Origin of the sequence: Pseudomonas sp. NIBRBAC000502773 (genome assembly GCF_006517195.1) — a bacterium.
Taxonomy (GTDB): domain Bacteria; phylum Pseudomonadota; class Gammaproteobacteria; order Pseudomonadales; family Pseudomonadaceae; genus Aquipseudomonas; species Aquipseudomonas marginalis.
On sequence record NZ_CP041189.1, the window covers coordinates 4,552,355 to 4,574,245 of the forward strand.

The 21,891-nt window shown below is 61.0% G+C and carries 18 protein-coding genes; 14 read left to right on the forward strand and 4 right to left on the reverse strand.

What is annotated here, in order from left to right:
* The first annotated feature begins 176 nt into the window (after positions 1–176).
* Positions 177–2,513, forward strand: coding sequence for a bifunctional diguanylate cyclase/phosphodiesterase (locus NIBR502773_RS20990; RefSeq protein WP_141157860.1), 2,337 nt, complete (start codon positions 177–179; stop codon positions 2,511–2,513).
* Between the two features lie 105 nt (positions 2,514–2,618).
* Here NIBR502773_RS20990 and NIBR502773_RS20995 read toward each other — a convergent pair whose 3' ends face one another.
* Both NIBR502773_RS20995 and NIBR502773_RS21000 read right to left on the reverse strand, forming a co-directional pair.
* Positions 2,619–5,036, reverse strand: a complete 2,418-nt coding sequence (locus NIBR502773_RS20995) for a glucose/quinate/shikimate family membrane-bound PQQ-dependent dehydrogenase (RefSeq protein WP_141156851.1) — start codon at positions 5,034–5,036, stop codon at positions 2,619–2,621.
* A 594-nt stretch (positions 5,037–5,630) separates the two neighbouring features.
* A complete protein-coding gene (locus NIBR502773_RS21000) occupies positions 5,631–7,649 on the reverse strand; it encodes a TonB-dependent receptor (protein ID WP_141156852.1) in 2,019 nt (672 codons plus the stop codon).
* Positions 7,650–7,798: 149 nt separating this feature from the next.
* Between NIBR502773_RS21000 and NIBR502773_RS21005 the strand changes: the two genes are divergently transcribed.
* The 11 genes from NIBR502773_RS21005 (at position 7,799) to NIBR502773_RS21055 (ending at position 16,885) form a co-directional block, all read left to right on the forward strand.
* Positions 7,799–8,032, forward strand: coding sequence for a VF530 family DNA-binding protein (locus NIBR502773_RS21005; protein ID WP_027604640.1), 234 nt, complete (start codon positions 7,799–7,801; stop codon positions 8,030–8,032).
* A gap of 4 nt (positions 8,033–8,036) precedes the next feature.
* Positions 8,037–8,663, forward strand: coding sequence for a Pr6Pr family membrane protein (locus tag NIBR502773_RS21010; RefSeq protein WP_065948890.1), 627 nt, complete (start codon positions 8,037–8,039; stop codon positions 8,661–8,663).
* A 491-nt stretch (positions 8,664–9,154) separates the two neighbouring features.
* On the forward strand, positions 9,155–9,664 hold the full coding sequence (locus tag NIBR502773_RS21015) for a fimbrial protein (RefSeq protein ID WP_065926573.1): 510 nt from the start codon (positions 9,155–9,157) through the stop codon (positions 9,662–9,664).
* A 50-nt stretch (positions 9,665–9,714) separates the two neighbouring features.
* A complete protein-coding gene (locus NIBR502773_RS21020) occupies positions 9,715–10,275 on the forward strand; it encodes a fimbrial protein (RefSeq protein ID WP_092487319.1) in 561 nt (186 codons plus the stop codon).
* 19 nt (positions 10,276–10,294) lie between these two features.
* Positions 10,295–12,898: an outer membrane usher protein gene (locus NIBR502773_RS21025; RefSeq protein ID WP_168209007.1), complete on the forward strand. Its 2,604-nt coding sequence runs from the start codon at positions 10,295–10,297 to the stop codon at positions 12,896–12,898.
* Positions 12,895–13,656 (forward strand): fimbria/pilus periplasmic chaperone, encoded by a 762-nt coding sequence (locus tag NIBR502773_RS21030; RefSeq protein WP_141156853.1) that lies wholly within the window; start codon positions 12,895–12,897, stop codon positions 13,654–13,656. The genes NIBR502773_RS21025 and NIBR502773_RS21030 overlap by 4 nt, the downstream gene beginning before the upstream one ends.
* Before the next feature lie 22 nt (positions 13,657–13,678).
* Complete coding sequence (locus NIBR502773_RS21035; protein ID WP_065938653.1) at positions 13,679–14,260, forward strand: fimbrial protein; 582 nt, start codon at positions 13,679–13,681, stop codon at positions 14,258–14,260.
* 10 nt (positions 14,261–14,270) lie between these two features.
* Positions 14,271–14,765: a fimbrial protein gene (locus NIBR502773_RS21040; RefSeq protein ID WP_141157862.1), complete on the forward strand. Its 495-nt coding sequence runs from the start codon at positions 14,271–14,273 to the stop codon at positions 14,763–14,765.
* 13 nt (positions 14,766–14,778) lie between these two features.
* Entirely contained in the window at positions 14,779–15,258 is a 480-nt protein-coding gene (locus tag NIBR502773_RS21045) for a fimbrial protein (protein ID WP_065926568.1), read from the forward strand.
* Positions 15,259–15,267: 9 nt separating this feature from the next.
* Positions 15,268–15,816, forward strand: a complete 549-nt coding sequence (locus tag NIBR502773_RS21050) for a fimbrial protein (RefSeq protein WP_141156854.1) — start codon at positions 15,268–15,270, stop codon at positions 15,814–15,816.
* Positions 15,817–15,928: 112 nt separating this feature from the next.
* Complete coding sequence (locus NIBR502773_RS21055) at positions 15,929–16,885, forward strand: fimbrial protein (RefSeq protein WP_141156855.1); 957 nt, start codon at positions 15,929–15,931, stop codon at positions 16,883–16,885.
* A gap of 3 nt (positions 16,886–16,888) precedes the next feature.
* Here the strand turns inward: NIBR502773_RS21055 and NIBR502773_RS21060 are convergent, their stop codons facing one another.
* On the reverse strand, positions 16,889–17,656 hold the full coding sequence (locus NIBR502773_RS21060) for a siderophore-interacting protein (protein ID WP_141156856.1): 768 nt from the start codon (positions 17,654–17,656) through the stop codon (positions 16,889–16,891).
* Positions 17,653–18,201 carry a PadR family transcriptional regulator gene (locus NIBR502773_RS21065; protein ID WP_065938658.1) on the reverse strand — a complete coding sequence of 183 codons (549 nt, stop codon included), beginning with the start codon at positions 18,199–18,201 and terminating at the stop codon, positions 17,653–17,655. Before NIBR502773_RS21065 ends, NIBR502773_RS21060 begins: the two co-directional genes overlap by 4 nt.
* Positions 18,202–18,721: 520 nt before the next feature.
* On the opposite strand from NIBR502773_RS21065, the gene NIBR502773_RS21070 reads away from it, so the two are divergent.
* Positions 18,722–19,213, forward strand: coding sequence for a CS1 type fimbrial major subunit (locus NIBR502773_RS21070; protein WP_141156857.1), 492 nt, complete (start codon positions 18,722–18,724; stop codon positions 19,211–19,213).
* Positions 19,214–19,335: 122 nt separating this feature from the next.
* The gene (locus NIBR502773_RS21075; RefSeq protein ID WP_141156858.1) at positions 19,336–21,861 is read left to right on the forward strand and encodes a CS1-pili formation C-terminal domain-containing protein; all 2,526 of its coding nucleotides are present in this window, start codon (positions 19,336–19,338) and stop codon (positions 21,859–21,861) included.
* Positions 21,862–21,891: the final 30 nt, after the last annotated feature.

Below are 21,891 nucleotides of genomic sequence, written 5' to 3' on the forward strand. Positions count from 1 at the left end.
AATGACAGTTAAAACCCCGGTTTTATTCGGTGCGCTTATGCGATGTCCCAGCTAATCTGCTAAAACAAAAAGTCCAGTCTAAATGGATGTTTTTTTGACAGCAGGTCAGGGCGCAAGGAGTGCACATGACTAAGGGACGCGGCGGCGAGCGGCGAACGCTGCCGGAGGGCACTGCCATGACATGGCGCCATACCTTTCAAACCCGTATTGCCGGGGTGTTGGCGCTGTTGCTGCTGGTGGTGGTCGCCGCCACCTATTTCGCTGTCAAGAGCGCCACCCGCCGTGCCGTGGAGAACCAGGCACAAGTCCAACTGAAAACCGGAACCCAGGTATTCGAGCGTCTGCTGGACCTGCGCGGGCGGCGCCTGCAATACGGGCTCGACTGGCTCGCCGGCGATGGTCCGTTCAAGCAGGCCGTGGCCGGAGGCAAGCCCGCACCGATCCTGGCGGCACTGCGGCGCCACGGCACCGGCATTCGTTCCAGCGAAGTGTTTGTGCTGGGCCTGGATGGCAAGGTCATGGTCAGCACACTCCCCATCCTCACCCGCGGCCAGCTGTTCCCCTATGACGCCGCCTTGCGTCATGCGCGGCGCAGTGGCCTGCACATGGTGATCGTGGCCCTGGATGGGCGGCCTTACCTGCTGGTGCAGGATGAAGTGCGCGACCCGTTGCCCATCGCGCGCATCGTGATGGGCTTTGCCATGGACCAACTGTTCGCCTATGAACTGCGCTCCATGAGCAACCTGGAAGTGTCGTTTCTCAGTGTGCAGGACGGCACGCCCGGCCCGCTGTTCAGCACCCAGCCCGACGCGTACCGGGCCACCGCCCTCAGCCTGCTGCACGACGCTCCGCTCAACCCTGAGGCACAGATCCATGGGTTCCACGGTCAGCGCGTGCTCAGCCGCGTGCTTCCATTGGCCAATACCGGCGACGGCGATGACGTGCGCGTATTGCTGCAAAGCCCGCTGGACCATGCGCTGGAATCCTTTGCGCCGCTGGACCGGCAGTTTCTCGGGATTGCCCTGGCGGTGCTGCTGGTGTCGCTGGCCGGCGCGCTGTTCCTGGCGCGGCGGGTGTCGCGCCCGCTCAACGCCCTCGTGGAGGCGGCGGGGCGCATCGGCGCCGGTGATTACCGCACGCCGGTGCGGGCACGCAGCCACGATGAGTTCGGTTTGCTGGCCCGCGCCTTCAACGCCATGCAAAGCGGCATCGCCGTGCGCGAACGGCAACTGGCCCATAACGCCCTGCATGATCCGCTCACCGGCCTGCCTAACCGAGCCCTGGCCATGGAGCGCCTGGGCAGTGCGATCAGTGCACGGCGGCCGGTGGTATTGCTGTACCTGGGCATCGAGAACTACCGGGTGATCAACGAAGGCTTCGGCCCGGAGGGGGTCGAGGACATGCTGCGCGAAGCCAGCCGCTGCCTGTCCATGAGCCTGCTGGCCAGCGACACGGCGGCGCGCATCACCGGCAGCGAGTTCTTGCTGTTGCTGGAAAACACCGAGATCGACCGCGCCGTCGCCCGCGCCGACCGCCTCTACGCGCTGCTTACCGAGCCCCAGCGCATCGGCAATGATGAAGTGCGCCACGAAGTCAGCATCGGCATCGCCGCCTACCCCGCCGATGGCCAGCAGGTGGAAGAGTTGATCAGTCGCGCCGCCATCGCCCGCCACGATGCGGCGACGCTGCCGGGTTATCTGCAGATCTACCAGCAGGACCGCGACCTCGCCCACCAGCGCCAGATCACCCTGATCCGCGACCTGCGCCGGGCCGTCGTCGAAGGCGAGCTGTACCTGTGCTACCAGCCCAAGCTCGACCTCAAGCATGGCGAGGTGTGCCAGGCCGAAGCCCTGCTGCGCTGGCAGCATCCCACCCTGGGGCTGGTGTCGCCCGCCGAGTTCATCCCCCTGGCCGAGCGCACCGGCAGCATGGGCGGCCTGACCCTGTGGGTGATCGAAGAAGCCATCCGCCAGATCGGCGAGTGGTCGCAGCGCGGCATGCACATTCAATTGTCGGTGAACATCTCGGTGGATGACCTGGCCGATGACGACCTGGCGATCCGCGTCAGCACCTTGCTGATGCAGTACGGCGTGGCGGCCCGGCAGCTGATTTTCGAAATCACCGAAAGCGCGATCATGCACAACGCGCAGCAAGCCTTGAGCGTGCTGGAGCAACTGCGCGGCTGCGGCATCAGCCTGTCGGTGGATGACTTCGGCACCGGCTATTCCTCCCTGGCGCAACTGCAGCGCCTGCCGGTGCAGGAGTTGAAGATCGACCAATCCTTCGTGCGCAACCTCGACAGCACCAGCGGCGACGGCGTGATCGTGCGTTCGACCATCGAAATGAGCCACAACCTGGGGCTCAAGGTGGTGGCCGAAGGTGTGGAATTCGAGCCCAGCCTCAAGCTGCTCAAGCAGTGGAACTGCGATACGGCCCAGGGCTACTTGATCAGCCGTCCGCTCAATGCCATGGCGTTCGAGTTGTGGATGCGGCGGGAACGCAAGCCGCTCTGAAGCACCGCATAATCCAACACCGCGCAAATCCGCAGCTGCTATGGAAGGCACAAAAAAGGCGGCTACCTGTGAGGGTAGCCGCCTTGGTTTTGCCGCCGATAAAGCTTAATCCGGCAGTTTGAACGCCATCACGTAGTCACCCTGCTTGGTCCCCAGGGAACCATGACCACCCGCCATGACCAGCACGTACTGCTTGCCGTCCTTGCCGGTGTAGGTCATCGGGGTGGTTTGCGCGCCGGCGGGCAGGCGGCCTTCCCACAACTGCTTGCCGTTTTTCACGTCATAGGCACGCAGGTACTGGTCGAGGGTACCGCTGAGGAACGACACGCCACCGGCGGTGGTGAAGGTGCCGCCCAGGCTCGGTACGCCCATGGTCAGCGGGACCGGAACCGGCGAGCTGTCACGCACGGTACCGTTCTTGTGCATCCAGATGGTCTGGTGGGTGGTCAGGTCGACCGCGGCCACGTAACCCCACGCCGGTGCCTGGCACGGCAGGCCCAGAGGCGACAGCAGTGCTTCGAGGATCACGCCGTACGGCGCGCCTTTGTTCGGCTGCACGCCCTGGGTTTCGCTGACACGAGGGCCTTGCTTGGCGATATTGGCCGCCGGGATCAGCTTGGATTTGAACGCCATGTAGCTCGGGTTCACGAAAGCGATCTGACGTACCGGGTCGACGGAGATGCCACCCCAGTCGAACACGCCGAAGTTACCTGGGTAAACGATCGAACCTTGCAGCGAGGGCGGGGTGAACGGGCCGTCGTAGCGCATGGATTTGAAATCGATGCGGCACAGCATCTGGTCGAACGGCGTCACGCCCCACATGTCACGCTCCTTGAGGGGCGGAGGCATGAAGTTCAGCTCGGACTTCGGCTGGGTCGGGGAAGTACGGTCGCCCGCGACAGCGCCCTGGGGCACGGCCACTTCGTGGATCGGCACCACCGGCTGGCCGGTGGCGCGGTCCAGCACGTAGATGCTGCCTTGCTTGGTCGATGCCATCACCGCCTGCTTCACGCCGGCTTCGGTCTTGATGTCGATCAGCGACGGCTGGCCGCCCACGTCCATGTCCCACAGGTCATGGTGAGTGAACTGGAAGGTCCACTTCACGTGGCCGCTGTCGATGTCCAGGGCGGTCAGGCCCGCAGCGTATTTCTCGGAATCGTCGGTACGGTCGCCGCCGTACTGGTCGGGCATCTGGTTGCCCATCGGCAGGTAGAGCATGCCGAGTTTTTCATCCACGGCGAACATGGACCACATGTTCGGCGAGTTGCGGGTGTAGGTCTTGCCTTCGGCCAACGGGGTGGTGTCGTCCGGGTTGCCGCTGTCCCAGTTCCACACCAGCTTGCCGGTGTGCACATCGAACGCGCGGATCACGCCGCTGGGCTCGTCGGTGGAGACGTTATCGGTGACGTGGCCACCAATCACCACCAGGTTTTTGGTCACGGCCGGTGGCGAAGTGGAGTAGTAACCGCCTGGGGCGAAGCTGCCGATGTTGGCACGCAGGTCGACCTGGCCTTTATCACCGAAGTCTTCGCACATCTTGCCGGTGTCGGCGTTCAGGGCGATCAGGCGGGTGTCGGCGGTCGGCACGAAGATGCGTTTCGGGCAGGCATTCGGTGCGGCGGCCGGGCTGGCGCTGCCGGTCGGGCTCTGCTCGGAAGCGTAGGCGGCGTCATCGTGATACGACACGCCACGGCAGGTCATGTGCGCCCAACCCTTGAAGTTCTCGGCACCCTGGCTGCTGATCTTCGGATCGAAGCGCCAGATTTCCTTGCCGGTGTCCGGGTCCAGCGCAATCACCTGGCTGTGGGGCGTGCACACGTAGAGCATGCCGTTGACCTTCAGCGGGGTGTTTTCCGCGGTGGTCTCGCCTGGATCGTTCGGGCCGGGGATGTCGCCGGTGCGATAGGTCCACGCCGGTACCAGCTTGTGCGCGTTTTCCGGAGTGATCTGCGCCAACGGCGAGTAACGATCACCGTAGGCCGAGCGGCCATAGGAGTTCCAGTCGCCATCGGCCTGGGACGGTGCAGCGCTGGCCATGCCCGGTACCGCGTCGCGGTCCAGTTGGCCGGTCTTGACCATTTCACCGGGGTTGGTGAATTGGCTGGCCAGGGCGGTTGCACCGGCCAGCACCACGGCCACGCTCAGCGCGCCAGTGCCCAGCGGGGCAGGTTGGCCGCGCAGCAACGGACGGCGAAACCACGGGAGCAGCATGACGATGCCCAGGGCGAACAGCAGCGCCAGGCGCGGCACCAGCTGCCACCAATCCAGGCCGACTTCCCACAAGGCCCATACGGTGCTGGCGAACAGCACCAGAGCGTACAGGCCCAGCGCGGCGCGGCGGGTGGCCAGCAGCAGGAGGCCGGTCAGGGTGATGCCGATACCGGCCAGCAGGTAGTACAGCGACCCGCCGAGCAGGCTCAGCTTGACGCCGCCGGCCAGCAAGGCCAGGCCCATGATCAGCAGCAAGACGCCTAGCAGCCTCGGCAGCAGGCGGCTCGGACGTGAAGCACCGTCAGTGCTCATAGTTGTGTTTCTCCGTTACGTTGGAATTATGTATCCCCGTGTTTCTTCACTGTAGATGACGATTCGACACGGGCTTGGTTCAGCGTTAATTACGTTTTTCTGTGGATAACGGACTTATCCACAGGTGGGCGATTTATTCCCGTGCGCAGGTCGGCGTAAGACAGCGCTGTCTTGGCGGGTAGGAATAATCAGCAAAGTGGGGTCGGCCGGGGGAGTGAAACGTTTCAGGTTATTGCCGACAAGGATAAAGCGCTGGCGCACCAAGAGAAAGCACGAATCGCAAGATGCATCATTTCAGATTTGGTAACAGTGACAGATCGTCGCTGCCAAGTAAGAGGGTAGGGGGCAAGCCCCAATGCTAGTCAGTTAAGAGATAGAACGGGCAAACAGTAACCTGTGGCGAGCGGGCTTGCCCCGCGTTGGGCTGCGCAGCAGCCCCAAGCACAGCCCCGGAGCTGCCTGGCACACTGCAGCGCTCTTATTGGGGCTGCTTCCAGCCCAACGCGGGGCAAGCCCGCTCGCCACAGTTACAGTGTTCCTCCTTAACTGACTGGTATTAGGGCTTGCCCCCTCCCACTGGGGCTTTCAGTGTGTTTAGAAGGTGGTGCGGATGCCCAATTGCACACTGCGCCCCGGTGCCGGCGCGATATCGCGCAGGATCGAGCTGGCATAGCGCACGGTCTGGTTGGTCAGGTTTTCACCGTTCACAAACGCCAACCATTGACTGCCGCCGACATTGAAGCGATAGCCGGCGCTCGCGCCCAGGGTGGTGTAGCCATCGGTACCGCTCTCGTTATCCGGCACACGCCCTTGCCCGGCCGCGTGCTCGACGTCGATGCGCGCCTGCCAGCGATCCAGTTCCCACAGCAGGCCGCTGTTCAAGCGCAGCGGCGCGATGCGTGGCAAGGCTTCGCCGGTGTCCAGGTTGGTGGCGCGGGTGTAGTCGCCTGACAGCTCCAGCGCGAACTTGCCGTAGGCGCCCTCACTGAGCTTCCAGTGATCCTGGGCCTCGAAGCCGGCGAAACGTGCGCGCACACCGGAGTATTCGTACTCGGGGATGCCGCCAGCGTCTTCTTCGCCTTCGTCGTTCAGCGTACGACCGGTGCCCAGCAAACCGATGTAATTGGAGAAGTGGCTGTAGAACACGCCGAAGCTGCCCTTGTGGGTGCCGGTGTCAAAGCGCAGAGCCAGGTCGCTGGACACGGCTTTCTCTTTCTTTAAATGGGCGTCGCCCAACTCATAGGTGCCGGTGGCGACGTGGGCACCGTTGGCGTACAGCTCGTAGAAGGTCGGTGCGCGCTCGGTGTAGCCCAGGGTCGCGGCCACGGACCAGATCGGCGTGAGGGTATACACCGCGCCCGACGACAGGCTGCCGGCGGTGAAGTGGTTGCTCCTGTCGGCGCCGGCGAAGCGTTCGTTGCCCTTGGCGTCGGGGTCGATGCGGGTGTGTTCCAGGCGCCCGCCGAGGCTGAGTTTCAGGCGGTCGGTGGCCTGCATTTCTTCGAGGATAAACAGCGCGCCGGCGTTGGTGTCGGTCTGCGGCACGAAGGCTTCTTCGCCCAAGGCCGAGAACTCGTTGCGCGTCACCTGCGCACCGACCACGCCGTCGAATGGGCCGAGCGGCTGGTGACGGGCTTCGACGCGGGCTTCGTAGCCCTTGTTCTTGAAGACCGTACCGGTTTCGCCGCCTTCGATTTCGCGGTGCTCGTAGTCGGTATAACCGGCGTCGACTTTGACCGAGGTAAACGGGCCTTGCAGGTTGCGGATTTCGGACGCGAACCCGTAGTGATCCTGCTGCATGCGGATGCGCACATCCTGTTCGGCCGGGGAGCCGTAGTTGCTGTCGTAGTTGCTGTAGGACAGCCCGGCGTAACCGTCGTCCCAGGTGTAAGAGCCGCCTACCGCGCCGCCGTCCTGGCGCCCGTCGCTGTTGCCCAGGCGGCCGTTCCTGCCGGGTGCGTCGTCGCTGTCCGGGGCGTGGCGGCTGCGGGCCTGACCGGGGATTTTCAGGTCGTTGAATTCCCGCGCGTTGGCATCCAGGTGCAAGGCGAAGGTGCCATTGCCGGCTTCCAGCTTGCCCGCACTGCTGCGCGTGGTGTCGGCGCCGCCGTAACGCAGTTCACCGGCGCCGTGGATGCCCTCGATGGCTTCGGTGGGGATGCGGTTGTCGAAGGTGTTGACCACGCCACCGATGGCGCTGCCGCCATACAACAGCGCTGCCGGGCCGCGTACGATTTCAATGCGTTCGACATTCACCGGGTCCAGCGGTACCGCATGGTCGTAGGACAGTGACGAGGCATCCAACACCCCCACGCCATTGCGCAGGATGCGAATGCGGTCGCCGTCTTGGCCACGGATGATCGGCCGGCTGGCGCCCGGGCCAAAGTACGAAGACGACACGCCCGGCTGCTTGTTCAGGGTTTCGCCGAGGCTGCCTTTTTGTTGCAGGGTCAGCTCATCACCCTCCAGCACGGTGGTCGGCGAGGCGAGTTGCTCGCTGCCCAGCGGGTTGCCGGTGATGACTTGGGGTTGCAGTTCCAGGGCGTGGGCTTCCGAGCTGATCAGCAGGGCGGCGGCGAGCGGCGACAAGCGCCACAGGGAGGAGAGGGACATCGGACATTCCTTGGCAAAACGACGAAAAGATTTGAGATGTATCGTTACAATATAACATCTCTTTTTTGCCGAGAGCGGGAACTTTTTTTACCTGCCAGGGCGGAGTGATAAGGTGTGCGCCTTCGTGAGCACTTTTTCATAGGCCCGGCATGACCGCGACAAACAACGATCCCCTCCACGGCGTGACCCTGCAACACGTCCTCACCACCCTGGTGGAACACTACGAATGGGCAGGCCTGGCCGAACGCATTGATATCCGTTGCTTCAAGAGCGACCCGAGCATCAAGTCGAGCCTGACGTTCCTGCGCAAGACCCCATGGGCGCGGGAGAAGGTCGAAGGCTTGTACGTCAAGCTGATGCGCACCAAACGCCCGCTGGATTGACCTCATGAAGCGGTATGTGGCGGCAGCGGCGCTGGCCGGTTGGGTGGGCCTGGCGATTCAGCAATACCTGATTTTCTATTCGCGCTGGGAGTCCGGCGCCAGCCTGCTCGGCGGGCTGATCAACTTCTTCAGTTTCTTCACGGTGCTGACCAATACCCTGGCAGCGGTGGTGCTGAGCTATGCGTGGGTGAAGCGCGATTCTGCAGCCAGGCGGTTTTTCCTCGCCCCCGGCGTCAGCAGCGGCATCGCCGTCAGCATCGTGGTGGTCGGCTTGGCCTACAGCCTGTTGCTGAGGCATCTGTGGCAGCCCGAAGGCTTTCAATGGATCGCCGATGAACTGCTGCACGACGTGATGCCGCTGCTGTTCGTGCTGTACTGGTGGCGCTGCGTGCCCAAGGGCCAGTTGCGCCTCAAGCACATTGGCCTGTGGGTCATCTACCCGCTGGTGTACTTCGGCTATGTGCTGCTGCGCGGGGATTTGCTTGGGCAGTACCAGTACCCGTTCATCGATGTCGGCACCCTGGGTTATCCACAAGTGTTTGTGAATGCCGGGGGGATCCTGCTGGGGTTCGTGCTGGTTGCCCTGGCGGCGGTCGGCCTGGACAAGACCTTGAAGTCACCCCGAATTTAACCTGTACAGATCTCTGAGCAGGGAGCAATTCCCTTCTCCCAGGCTTTAAGCCTCTTCATTCCCCCCGCTGCGCACCGTCCATGGTTTTCCATTGAACGGTGTTTCACCACGTCGCGCACTTATCAACATGTTAGTTGATGTGCTCCAGTAAACGTTGTTATTTTTCGTTGAGTGTAATCCCTCTCTTACAGTGATATCTGAAGACGAGTTTCTGCAACTAAAGCTGATGTAGTCCAATTCTTACGGGTAATTTTAAAGTTTTGGCAATTTGCCATATTTTTCCTATGTGTCCGAGTGTTGCAAGGCTACGCAATTAGAAGAACTGGCCGACTTATGTTTTTTGAAATTGGCCGGGATAATCGCCTGGCTTCAAATGAGCTGGTTTGCAATACAAGTAATTGGAATAAATAGAGGGATTCTGTGCGCCACGGCGGCGGAATCACTTAAACAACGTTTATTACTCATGTGGGCATCTATAAATGAAAGCTAAAATGAAAACCGCGCTGTTCTCTATCGGGCTGTTGGTGGGGTCGATGTCCGTTGCCCAGGCGGCGGACGGAACTGTCACGTTTCTGGGGTCGGTCCATTCGGGTGCCTGCTCTATCAAGCCTGATTCGGTCGATCAGACCATTCCCCTTGGCGCGATCGCAAAACATCAATTGCAAGCGGGCGGGAAGTCCGAGCCGCGTCGTCTGCTGATTGAACTGGAGGGCTGCGACCTGGCGGGTCTCACCGATAACACCGTGACCACCACCTTCACCGGAGCGCCATCGAGCGTTGTGCCGGGTGCGCTGGGCACCGTCGGGAGCGCGGGCAATGTGGGCATCATGATGACCCATGGCAGTAAACCCGTTGAATTGGGCGTGGCTACCACGCCGCAAGTGATTGCCGCCGGTGACAACACGCTGGAGTTCGGTGCCTATGTACAAGGCGCTGCCACGGGCGACATCGTACCGGGCGACTTCAGCGCGGTGACCAACTTCACCTTGGCTTATCAGTAAGCGTTTTCCCCCGCCACCCAGCGTGGCGGGGGAGGCTGGTGGAGGCACAGGTGAAAACATTCATAAGTCTCGCTATCTCCTCTTCTTTGGCGATGTTCATCAGCCCTGGGGTGGTTGCCCAGGAGCCTGCTCAAGGTGATGGGCTTGTCACGCTGGGAGGAGAGGTCGTCGACTCGGCCTGCGGGCTGGAGTTGGTCAGCGTCGATCAAACCATCGATATGGACCCCGAGCCCATTGGCCGGTTCCTGCGGCGCGCCAGGGGCCAGGACCAGTCCTTCCAGTTGCGCCTGGTCAATTGCACCTTGAGTCGTACCGATCCATCCCGTCCAGGGGTGACGCTGCCCGACTGGCAGCACCTTCGGGTGACGTTTGACGGCCCCACGGATAGAGGTGGTCGTTCTTTTGCGGTCTTTGGTGGCTCCCAAGGCGTTGCGCTGAATATTGAGGATTCCGCTGGCCAGTTAAGTGTTCCGGGTCAGCCGATGACTCCACATCCGTTAACGGAAGGCGATATGACGCTGCACTACACGCTTCATTTTGTCGGTAACGGATTGCCCATAGTGGCCGGAGCCCACCGTACTGCCGTGCGGTTCAAGTTGGAATATTTTTGAACGTTGATGGGTTGCTTGCATGTTAAATACAGCGAAGGTCAAAAATACGCTGCGCCCAAGCCTTTTTGGCGGGTTGATATCATTGGCAGGCACTGCACTGGCTGCTGGGGATATTGAGTTTAATACTGATGTTCTTGATCTGAGTGATCGCACTAATATTGACTTGTCTCAGTTTGCCCGCAGCGGGTTTATTCTGCCGGGCACCTATTCGATGGTAGTGCAGATTAATGCCCAGCCTATTGCTGAGCAATCGGTGGCTTTCTATCCCCCCGATAATGACCCTAAAGGCAGCCAGGCATGTTTATCGCTGGATCTTGTCGATCAATTGGGTCTCAAGGCGTCGGACGCGGCCAAACTCAAATGGTGGAAAAACGGCGAGTGCCTGGATACCGAAAGTTTGCCTGGCATGGAGGTCAGTGGCGACCTGGCCACCTCCACACTGAACATCAACCTGCCCCAGGCCTACCTCGAGTACAGCGCCATTCATTGGGATCCGCCGTCCCGGTGGGATGAGGGTGTGCCGGGGCTGTTGGTTGACTACAACATGACGGCGCAGTCCAGCTATCAAAAGAATGACGGCACCCGCAACAACCTCAGTGGTAACGGAACCCTTGGCGCCAATGCCGGGGCCTGGCGCCTGAGGGCCGACTGGCAGGGGCGGATCGAGAAAGGCGTGGAGGGGGCACCCAGGGATCAACAACAGTTGGAGTGGAGTCGTTACTACGCCTATCGCGCAGTGCCTGCACTGAAGGCACGCTTGACGGTCGGAGAGGACTACCTGTACTCGGACATCTTCGACAGCTTCCGTTTTACCGGTGCTTCACTGATCTCGGATCAAAGCCAACTGCCACCCAACCTGCGTGGCTACGCACCGGAAGTCGTCGGGGTCGCCAAGACCAACGCAAGAATCATCATCAGCCAGAAGGGCCGCGTGCTGTATGAAACGCTGGTTGCCGCAGGCCCTTATCGCATTCAGGACCTCAGCGACGCCGTGAGTGGCACTCTGGATGTGCGGGTCGAGGAGCAGGATGGTTCGGTTCAGACCTTCCAGATCGATACGGCAGGCGTTCCCTACCTGACACGTCCTGGGCACGTTCGATACAAGCTGGCGACCGGGCGCCCGTCCGATCTTCAGTACGGCGCCAACGGCAGCGTTTTCGGCACCGGCGAATTCTCCTGGGGGATCAGCAATGGTTGGTCGCTGTTTGGCGGCGGGATAACGGATAACAACTACCGCGCATTGTCTGTCGGGGTCGGTCGCGACCTGCTGGCGTTCGGCGCCGTATCGCTGGATGCCACCCAGTCCCACGCCAGTGTGTGGAACCAGACACTCTCGGGCAAATCCTACCGCCTTCAATACTCCAAGCACTTCGAGCAGTACGACAGCCAGGTCACGTTTGCCGGTTACCGGTTTTCCGAGAAAAACTACTTGAGCATGAGCGAGTACCTGGACGCCCGTCATTACGGGTTGAACGGTGAGCGCGGCGGGATCGAGCGCGGTGAATACATCGAGGGCTGGAAGCCGATTGGCGACAGCAAGGCCCTGTATACGGTGACGCTCAACAAGCAGTTTCGTGACCTTGGGGCGACCGTCTACGCCAGCTACAACAAGCAGACGTACTGGGGGCGCCCGGACACCCAGCGTTGGAACCTGTCGATGTCGCGCTACTTCAATGTGGGAACCGTCAGGAACATGAGCCTGTCCCTGAACATGTTTCGCACCCAGGAGTATGCCTACAAGGATAACGGAATGGCGCTGACGGTCAGCCTGCCGTTGGGGCGCAGCGGCACCCTGTCGCTGGACGCCAACAGGACCTCGGGTAAAGAGAGTTTCTCGACGCGCTACAGCGATCGCCTCGATGAGCGCAACAGCTACCAGCTCAATGCAAGCGACCGCTCCGTCAGCGGCTACCTGAGTCATATCGGCGACCAGGCCGACATCGATCTCAGCGCCAGCACCCAGGAAGGCAGTGGCAGGACCCTCAGTGCATCCATTCGCGGCGGCGGCACGCTCACGCCCTACGGTGCGGCGCTGCACCGAACCAATGGCACCGGTGGCACCCGCCTGATGCTCGACACCGGGGGTGTGCCCGATGTGCCTGTGCGTGGTTACGGCACATCGACCCGCACCAACGCGTTCGGCAAGGCAGTGATTTCCGATATCAGCAGCTACCAGCGTACGGCCGCCAGTGTCGACCTGGAGAACCTGCCGAGCAACGTTGAAGCGACTCAATCGGTGACCCAACTGACCCTTACCGAAGGGGCCATTGGTTATCGGTCCCTGGACGTGATTGCCGGTGAGAAGGCCATGGCTGTCCTGCGCCTGCCGGATGGCAGCGCACCGCCCTTCGGCGCGACGGTGAAGAACACCAAACAGCAGGACACCGGGATTGTGAACGACGGTGGCGCTGTTTACCTGAGCGGTATTCAGGCCGGTGAGCAGATGATCGTCAGTTGGGGCGGCATCGAGCGCTGCCTGCTCACGCTGCCCGTCGCGCTGCCCGCAGACAGCTTGACCGATGCCTTGCAATTGCGCTGCCAGAGCGTAGCCACTGATCAATCCTCACCCGAGCCAGCAGCGCTGACCGGGAAGCGTACCGATACGGAGAACAACGCCTCATGATGCTCAATACGCACCCCACACTCCTGGTTTTCGCACTGCTGGCTCTGGGCCTGACCCAGAGTGCCGGCGCCGCGGTTGGCCTGGACCGAACCCGGGTGATTTTTGACGGTGGCAAGGATGCGACCAGCGTGAATATCACCAATAACAACACCCAACTGCCGTACCTGGCCCAAGGCTGGATCGAGGACGAGGAGGGCAACAAGATCACCTCGCCCTTGATCGTGCTGCCGCCGGTTCAACGCTTGGAGCCCGGCAAGCAAAGCCAGGTGAAAGTGCAGGCGTTGCCGGCGGCCAAGTCGTTGCCGCAGGATCGCGAGACGGTCTACTACTTCAACCTGCGGGAGATTCCACCGCGCAGCGACAAATCCAACACCCTGCAAATCGCGCTGCAGACCCGGATTAAATTGTTCTACCGACCGCAGGCCATCGCTCCCAGTCAGCAAGACCTGTCCAACCCCTGGCAGGAAAAGCTGACCCTGACCCGCCAGGGCGACCGTTACCAGGTGAACAACCCTACGCCTTACTACGTGTCTCTGGTGGATGCTCGCAGCAGCAAAGACGGCAAGACCGTGCCGGGTTTCGAGCCCGTGATGATCCCGCCTAAAGGCACGCAAACCCTGGGGCCGACGGCCAAGGCGCTGGGCAATTCACCCTACCTGGCCTACGTGAATGACTACGGCGGGCGTCCATTACTGGCGTTCACCTGCACGGGCGAAACATGCAAGGTGAACTTGCAAGTCTCGACGCCTAATGAGTAGCAGCCTGCAGCGGGAGAGCGTCATGAAGTTGCACAACGTGAAAGTCCTGGGCTGTGTGTTACTGGTCCTGGCAACGCGCGCGGGCGCCGAGGATGACGATGGAATCGATGGCCAGCGTGGCCGGTTGAACGTTTCCGGATCCATGCATGAGTCCCCTTGCACGCTGGAGATGACATCGCTGCATCAAACGGTCGACTTGGGCGCCGTGTCTGCCAGTCAGCTGCAACGACCTGGCGATCAGGCCCCATCGAAGCCGTTTCAACTGCGTTTTCAGGATTGCCAGCGCACCGCAGGCAGTATCCGCAGCGAACGTACCGGGAACCTGGCATGGAGCGCTCACCAACCGGTGTTGTCGGTGACGTTTGTTGCCCCTGCCGATGCCGACGACCCACGACTGGTCAAAGTGCAAGGCATCACCGGGATGGGACTGCGGTTGACCGATGCCCTGGGGCGCGATGTACAGCTGGGCTCCAGAGGCGAACCGTTGTATCTGAGCGAGGGCAGCACGACCCAGACGTGGAATGTTCAACCCACGCGTACCGCCGCGCCGTTGACCAGCGGAGCGTTTCGGGCGGTGGTGGATTTCAGGCTCAGTTATGAGTAAGGGCAAAACAATGGCTAAGTCAGTCGGCTCGCGGGCCATTCTTATCGCGGGGGGCCTGTTGTGGGCGGTCAGTCAAGGCGCGCAGGCCGAGACCAGCCTGATCATCCGCGCGGTCATCATTGCGCCTCCGCCCTGCGTCATCAATGGCGGCGGTACGCTCAATGTGCCTTTTGGCAATGACCTTCTTACGTCACGGATCGACGGGGTCAACTACCGTCGCGACGTGCCTTACACCGTCACCTGTGACGCCCCGTTCAGTAACGCGATGACCCTTCAGCTCAGGGGGACCGGGGCTTCGTTTGATGGGCGTGTGCTCTCGACCCGCAACCCGGACCTGGGGGTCAAACTGTCGCTCAATGGCGCTGACTGGGCGCTGAATTCGAGCGTGAATTTTACCTATCCGAACTTTCCCGTGGTGCAGGCGGTGCCTGTCAAGCGCGCGGGCAGCCGGCTGGTGGGAGGCGCATTCGATGCTGCCGCCACCTTCGTGATCGATTACCAGTGATGAGGAGCGCGCAATGACATGCTGGCAGCAGCGAGCCTTGCTCGCTTTGTGTTCCATCGGCCTCTGCCATAGTGCGTCGGCCAACGTAACGTTCAGCGGAACGCTTAACGAGCCCCCGCCCTGCACCATTGATGCGGGCAACAAGATTGAAGTCGACTTTGGGGATGTGGGGGTCAAGCGGGTCGATGGGGTGAAATATCGCCGGGGGGTGGGTTACACCATCAATTGTGGCGTCGACACGCTCCCGTGGGTACTCAAGTTGAGTGTCAACGGTACCCCCACGACGTTCGACGGCGCGGCATTGCAGACCAGTGCACCTGACCTGGGTATTCGGATATTCCAAAACAACCTGCCGTTTCGACTCAATACGCCACTGGACATCACCCTGTCTTCCCCGCCGGTATTGGAAGTCGTGCCGGTCAAACAGCCCGGTGCAACGCTTGCCCCCGCCAGGTTTACCGCGGTGGCGACGTTGTTGGCCGAGTACCAGTAGGAGTTGGATATGGGACATGAAACTGTTCAGAGGGCCAGGCTGTACGCCGTGCTGGCGTGCCTGCCGGCCCTGGGCCTGATCTGCGAAGCACACGCGGCGGATAACCTGAATTTCAAGGGCAACCTGGTTGAAGAAGCCTGCACCATCCGTCCGGGTGACGAGGCAATCAGCCTGGAACTCTGGGACCTGACCAGCAAGCACCTCTACATCAATACGCGTTCGGTGGGCAAAGGTTTCAAGCTGCACCTGGAGGACTGCGACACCACCATCGGCGACACGGTGACCATCACGTTCGGCGGCGTAGAAAACCGGGAGCTTCCGGGGTTGCTCGCACTCGATGGTGGAAGCGGTGCCTCCGGTATCGGGATCGGTATAGAGACGCCGGGTAACAAGCCCTTGCCGCTGAATAAAACCAGCGACGAACAGGTACTGAGTAATGGCAGCAATGTCATCGAACTCAAAGCCTACGTGCAAGGGGAGCCGACGGCCATCAGGGACCAGACCATAGGGCACGGCAGCTATACCGCGACCTCTACTTTTACGCTGGACTATCCGTAATTCACACGCTCAACAACCGGGCGCATACGCATTGGTCTTCAGATCAATCAGGTCTGCACGAACTGATTGTTCACTGGATGGCGCCTGTGTAGATAAGCAACGAGAGATCAACATGAAACGACTATATGACAGCGCCATTGTGCTTCTCCTGCTGATTGGCGTCAGCACGACCGCGCAGGCCGTAGACTGTCGGGTCAATGGTGGTGAGTGGGCGCGCGTCACTCATCTGACCGTCCCCGTAACGGTACGACTTGATACTGATCGCACGAGGATTCTGATGGAAGGTGCTCGGCTCGAGTGTCGGTTTACGGCTGGCGCAGGCCCCGTTTGGGGGGCGGACTATTGGGAAACCGGCAATGCCTCTGGGACACCTTGGACATCCGGCCCCAAGTTCGTCAGTGAACGGAGTGGTTTGCGTATCAATGGCGCTTTCCTCAATACCCCGGTTCCGGCGGGTATACGGGTGGCTACCATGCCCAACAACGGTATTGGCTATCCGATCAATATCACCCCCTACATTCTGGTGCGTCACAGTCCCTCCAATCCGATCGATATACGAACAGGAGATACCCTCGGCCTGTTGCGTCTCACCAGCTCGAACAATTACGACGCGACACGGCCGCAACTCACTGTCACTTATACGGCTGCCAACAACTTCACCATCTCCCCGTCAACCTGCACGATCAACAATAACAACCCGATCGAGATCGACTTCGGCAATGTGCACCAAAGAGCAATAGGTACCGATCCGCTGACCACGACCATCCGCAGCAACCGCCGGCTCACCTATTCATGCCCGGACGGTGGGATTACCACGCCGATCACCATCACCTACAAAGGCACTGCCTCGTCGTTTGACACGCGCCTGCTGCGCATGACCAACCCGGACGTGGGCACGGCCCTGGTTCGTGGCGCAAGCGCGGTTCAAGTCGGTGGTTCATTCCTGACCCAAATCACCAACAGTGTGGGGAGCGACGATGTAACGTTTTCCCTCGTAAGGCGTGCCGGTTCACTGCCTGCCGCTGGGGTTGTCAGCGGCAGCGGTGTCCTCGTAATGGGTGTGCCCTGAGGCTTACTCCTCTTCGCTGCCTTCCGCACGCCAGTAACCCACCGCCTTGAGGAACGCCTCATTGACCTTGTGGGTGTCCAGCAGCACCCGGCGGACCTGGCGCGACAGCCTGGTTTCGGTGGCGACAAAGCTGTACAACGAACCGCTCGGCAGCGTCAGTTTCTGCACGGTGTCGAGCAGGTCGTCCTGGCCGCGCACGACCCATTTCACCTCCACATCGGCAGCACTTGCCAGTGCCTGTCGTTCCGCCGCATTGGCGACCTCGATCACCGCCAGCACCTTGCGCCCGGCCGGTAATTCTTCCAGGCGCCGAGCAATGGCCGGGATCGCCGTCTCATCGCCGATCAGCAAATAGCTGTCGAACATATCCGGCACGATCATCGAGCCCCGTGGCCCGCCGATGTACAGGTGCTGGCCGACCTTGGCCTGTTCGGCCCAGGTGGAGGCCGGGCCGTCGCCGTGCAGCACGAAGTCGATGTCCAGTTCGCCGATGTCCAGGTCGAAGCGGCGTGGCGTGTAGTCGCGCATCGCCGGCTGCGGGCCGTCGCCCTTGATGTTGAAGGTCGGGCTTTCCAGCGCCGCTTGTTCGGCAGCGTTCTGCGGGAACAGCAGCTTGATGTGATCGTCACTGCCCAGGCTGATAAAGCCCGCCAGTTCCGGGCCGCCCAGGGTGATGCGGCGCATGCGCGGAGTGAGGTCGACTACCCGCAATACTTCAAGGCGGCGGCGTTTGATTTCGTGGGTGACACGGTGGATGGCTTGCGTATTCATTGGGCTGTTCCGTCGGCAATGGCTTGGGCGGCGCCGTTGAGCAGCGCCGCGACACGAACGATTTCTTCCGGGCTCCAGCGCCCGTGATGTGAATGCAAGGCATGGCGCAGGTTGTGCACGGCCTCGTGGATTTCCGCAGGGCGGTCATGACCGCGCAGCGAGCGTTTGCTCACGTCCATGCGCAGGCGAATACCGTCGAGGGCCACCGCCTGTTCGCTTAGGAAGAGACGACCGGCCTCGGTGATTGTGTAGCGTTTTTTTCCACCTTCGGCGTCGCCGGCGATCAATTCGCTTTCTTCCAGGAAAGTCAGCGTGGGGTAGATCACCCCGGGGCTGGGGCTGTAGGCGCCGTCGAACAGGGTTTCGATGCGGCGGATCAAGTCATAGCCGTGGCACGGCTGCTCGGCAATCAGCGCCGGCAGCAGCAGTTTCAGATCACCCGGCGCGAAGACACGCGGGCCACGCCCACCGCGTTCGCGGCCGGCGCGCTTTTCAAAGCCATCGTGGCGGTCACCGTGGTCTCGGTGGTGATGAGGGTCTCTCATGGTGCTGTTCTCCTGTCTGATTTCGATACAACTTAAGATATATCTTACGAAGGATGCAAAATCTTCTGACGAGCGGTGCCGGCAGGCGAGAGCTGCTTCGAAGGGGCGCCACGACCCACAATCCGTTCCGGCGCTACCATTATTTATTTGACAGTTAAATGGCAACTTTATGAATGCGGAATAAACTTATTAAGTACGTCTTTAAGCGAAACGCTTGAATAGTGGGCGTCTGCAGAGCGTGTAGTTAATGTCTTACAGATAAGCGAATAAATTAAGTAGTGTTGAGTACTTGTAAAGGTAATACGTGGATGACAGTTAATATTCAACTTATTGAATAATATTGTTTTTTTCTGTGTTGCCCAGTCGTGATTAATTACGCGCTTAAACGAAAGTGCTGGCATCGCCAAGTGGTTTTTCAAGGGAGTATTTACCGGCGTCGCAAGACACGCATTACGCGTTTTCTTGACGCCAGAGAACACCGCTTCTCAACTAAATACTGATGCCACTACAGGTACTTAAAATGCTTAAGAAGACCGCTTTCGTCCTGCCATTCATCGCATTGGCTTTCGGCTCATCCAGCGTATTCGCTGCCGGCGAAGCCAGCAGCGTCATCAACATCAAGGCCACCATTCCTACCAAGCAGTTTCATGTCCAGCCGCGTGATCCCAACTTCGGTCGTGATGAAACCATGGCCTACAACACCGTTAGCGGTGAACTGAGTTCGTTGCGCGCCACCTACGATGTGAAGAACACGGATGGCTCGATCAAGGCCTACATCGAAGGCGGTCCTGCTTCGTTGACCAACGGCACTGCGTCGATCGCACTGACGAACACCTTCAACGGTGTGGTGCTGACCGGTTCGCCGCTGGAAGTGGTCGACGACGCCAGTTCCACCCCGGGTACCCAGGCAGATCTGGTCGTGGCCGCAGCCAAGCCGGCGGATGGCATTTCCGGCCTCTTCACCACTAACTACACCATCGTGTTCGACCACGAGCCACGCGTTACTCCGTAACGCCAAGCCCGTTGACTCAATAAGCAGCGGCTTATTGTTGGGTAGCGGTACCGGTCGGCAGGCAGCATTTGTCGGTCGATCGGTCTCCCTGTTTTGACGTCCGAATCCAGAGTATTCCGTTCATGTTCCCGATGACTCCCATCGCGGCAGCGCTCGCCCTGTTGTTTTGTGCGGGCGCGTTGGCGGCAGGTACCGCCGACGGTACAACCCCTCGTAGTTTGCTGTCCCAGGCCAAGGGATTGCCGGCGGATTTTGAAGAGCACTTTTTCGACGTGCCGCTTGCGGTCAGGGTTGAGTTGGATCAGGAGTTTGTCTCCGAAGCGATGATTGTCCTGACCCGCGATGACCGCCTGACCCTGCTCGACTTTACCGACCACGACGGCAGCGTGATCAAGGATGAGGAACGCGATCAGTGGGCCGATTACCTCAAGCAGGGGGTGGCCCTGGGGACCTGCGCCAGCAACTGCCCGGACGGACTCATGGCCGTGCACTACAACCTGGAAAACTCCACGGTGTCGCTGCTGACCGAAAACGCCGAGCGCGATGAGCAGGCGCAGCGCTACTACTTCCTGCCCACCGGCGGCAGCACCGGCCTGATCGTACGCAACCAATTGAACCTCAGCGGCGGCGAAGGCCAGGACCTGGGCGGGCGCTTCGGCATTGACGCCAGCAGCAGCCTGGGCCTGTGGAGCCAGACCCTGAATATGCAGTTCTCGCGCCTCGGCGGTCCTGATGACGACGACCTCAACCACGCGGTGTATGCGCTCTATACCCAGCGCGAGTTGCAGGGCAACTTCCTGCGCCTGGGTTACTTCACCCCCAACGCCGAAGGCCTGACCCGTCAGCTGCGCACCTTCGGCGCCAGTCCGGATACCGCGGTCGGCGTGATGTACGGCAGTTCCGACAGTCTGGTGATCAACAATTCCAAACCGGCGGTCTACCCGATCTATGTCACCGCCAGCCGCCAGGCATCGGTGGAGATTTACCGCAACGGCCTGCTGATCAACACCCAGCCGGTCGGCAGCGGCCTGCACAGCCTGGACACCCGACCACTGCCCGGCGGCATCTATGAAGTGGAAGTGCGCCTGGTGGAAGACGGCCAGATCACCAGCACCACCCAGGAGCTGGTGTACAAGCCCAACAACTGGCGCAACCACGACGAGCGTTGGCGCTACAACCTGTTCGCCGGCCAGGAAAGCAAACTGCTGAGTAACTTCGACGAACAAAGCAGCGGCAGTCCGACTGCCGGCGTCTCCCTCAATTACCTGGCGCATCCCCGTGTGGTGCTGGGTGTATCCGGGCGCCAGGTCAAGGACAACATGCAGTACGGCTCCTCGATCGACTGGACCCTGGCCGATCAGGCCAGCCTGTACGCCAACGTGTACTGGACGGAAAAGTACGGCACCGGCCTCGACCTCAACGGCTTATACAACTACGGCCTGGGCAGCGTGGTGTTCAACCACACCCGCAGCTGGCTCGACACCCGCAACACCTACGAAACCCTGCCCGATGGCACGCGTATTCGCCAGCGCGACATCTTTGTCGGCCAGACCAGCAGTTCGTCGATTTCGGTCAACCATCGCCTGAGCAACCTGCGTTCGATCAACGGCCGGCTGTTCTACAGCGAGGGCAATAACGAAGGCGTCGGCCTGGACCTGGGGTGGACCGAACGCACCCACCTGTTCGGCAACGACGCCAATTGGCGGCTGTCGGTGTTCGACCGGCCCGCCAGCGCCAGCACGGGCGACCGGCGCAACCGCGGGATTGACCTGAGCGTCAGCCTGGCCCTTGGCGCGCCGGGCGAGCAATGGTCCGCCAGTATCGGCACGCGGACTTCCCGCGACGGGACCCGTGACAACAATGCCTCGCTGACCTACCGCAAGGACCTGCAGGACCACCTGCTGCAAAGCGTGTCCGCCACGGCAACCACCGATACCTACGGCGTCGGTTTGTCCGGCATGGCCAGTTTCGAAAACGAGTTTGTCAGTGGTGACGGCTATGCCCAGCGCTCGTCGTTCAACAACGAGTTGTCCGGCGGCCTCAACCTGGACAGCACCTTCGCCCTGGGCCAGCAGAAGATGGTGCTCACCAGCCAGTACCACGGCACCGGTTCCGGCCTGATCGTGGACGTGGAGACCGACGTCGATGACATCGCCCTGCGCGCCGACGACCTGAGCGGCGGCAGCACGGCCCTGCGCCCCGGCCGCAACTTCATCCCGATCACCGCCTACAAGGGCAGCTCGGTGAGCTTCGACTTCGAAGGCAACCATGCACCCTCGGCCACGATCCAGCCGCCGCGCACGCGCTACCACTTGAACAAGGGGGGCGTGGAGTATCGCAAGATCAGTGTGATGCAAACCGTGACCGTGCTCGGCCGCCTGGTGGACCCCCAGGGCAAGCCGCTCAAGGGCTTGCACGTGATCAATCACGCCACCCGTGGGGTGAGCGAGGTCGACGGCTTCTTCTCGCTGGAAATGAACGCCAGTTCACCCACCCTGGAAGTGCGTCGCAACAACCAGTTGCTCTGCCAGTTCCGGCTAGACCCCTCCAAGGCGCGCAGCGAAAACAGCGTGCTGATGATCGGTGACTTGCGTTGCACGCCGGATACGTTGGCCGACACCACCACCGCCGAACAGATTGCCGGTTGAACATGATGACGAGACTAAACAACGTTATGA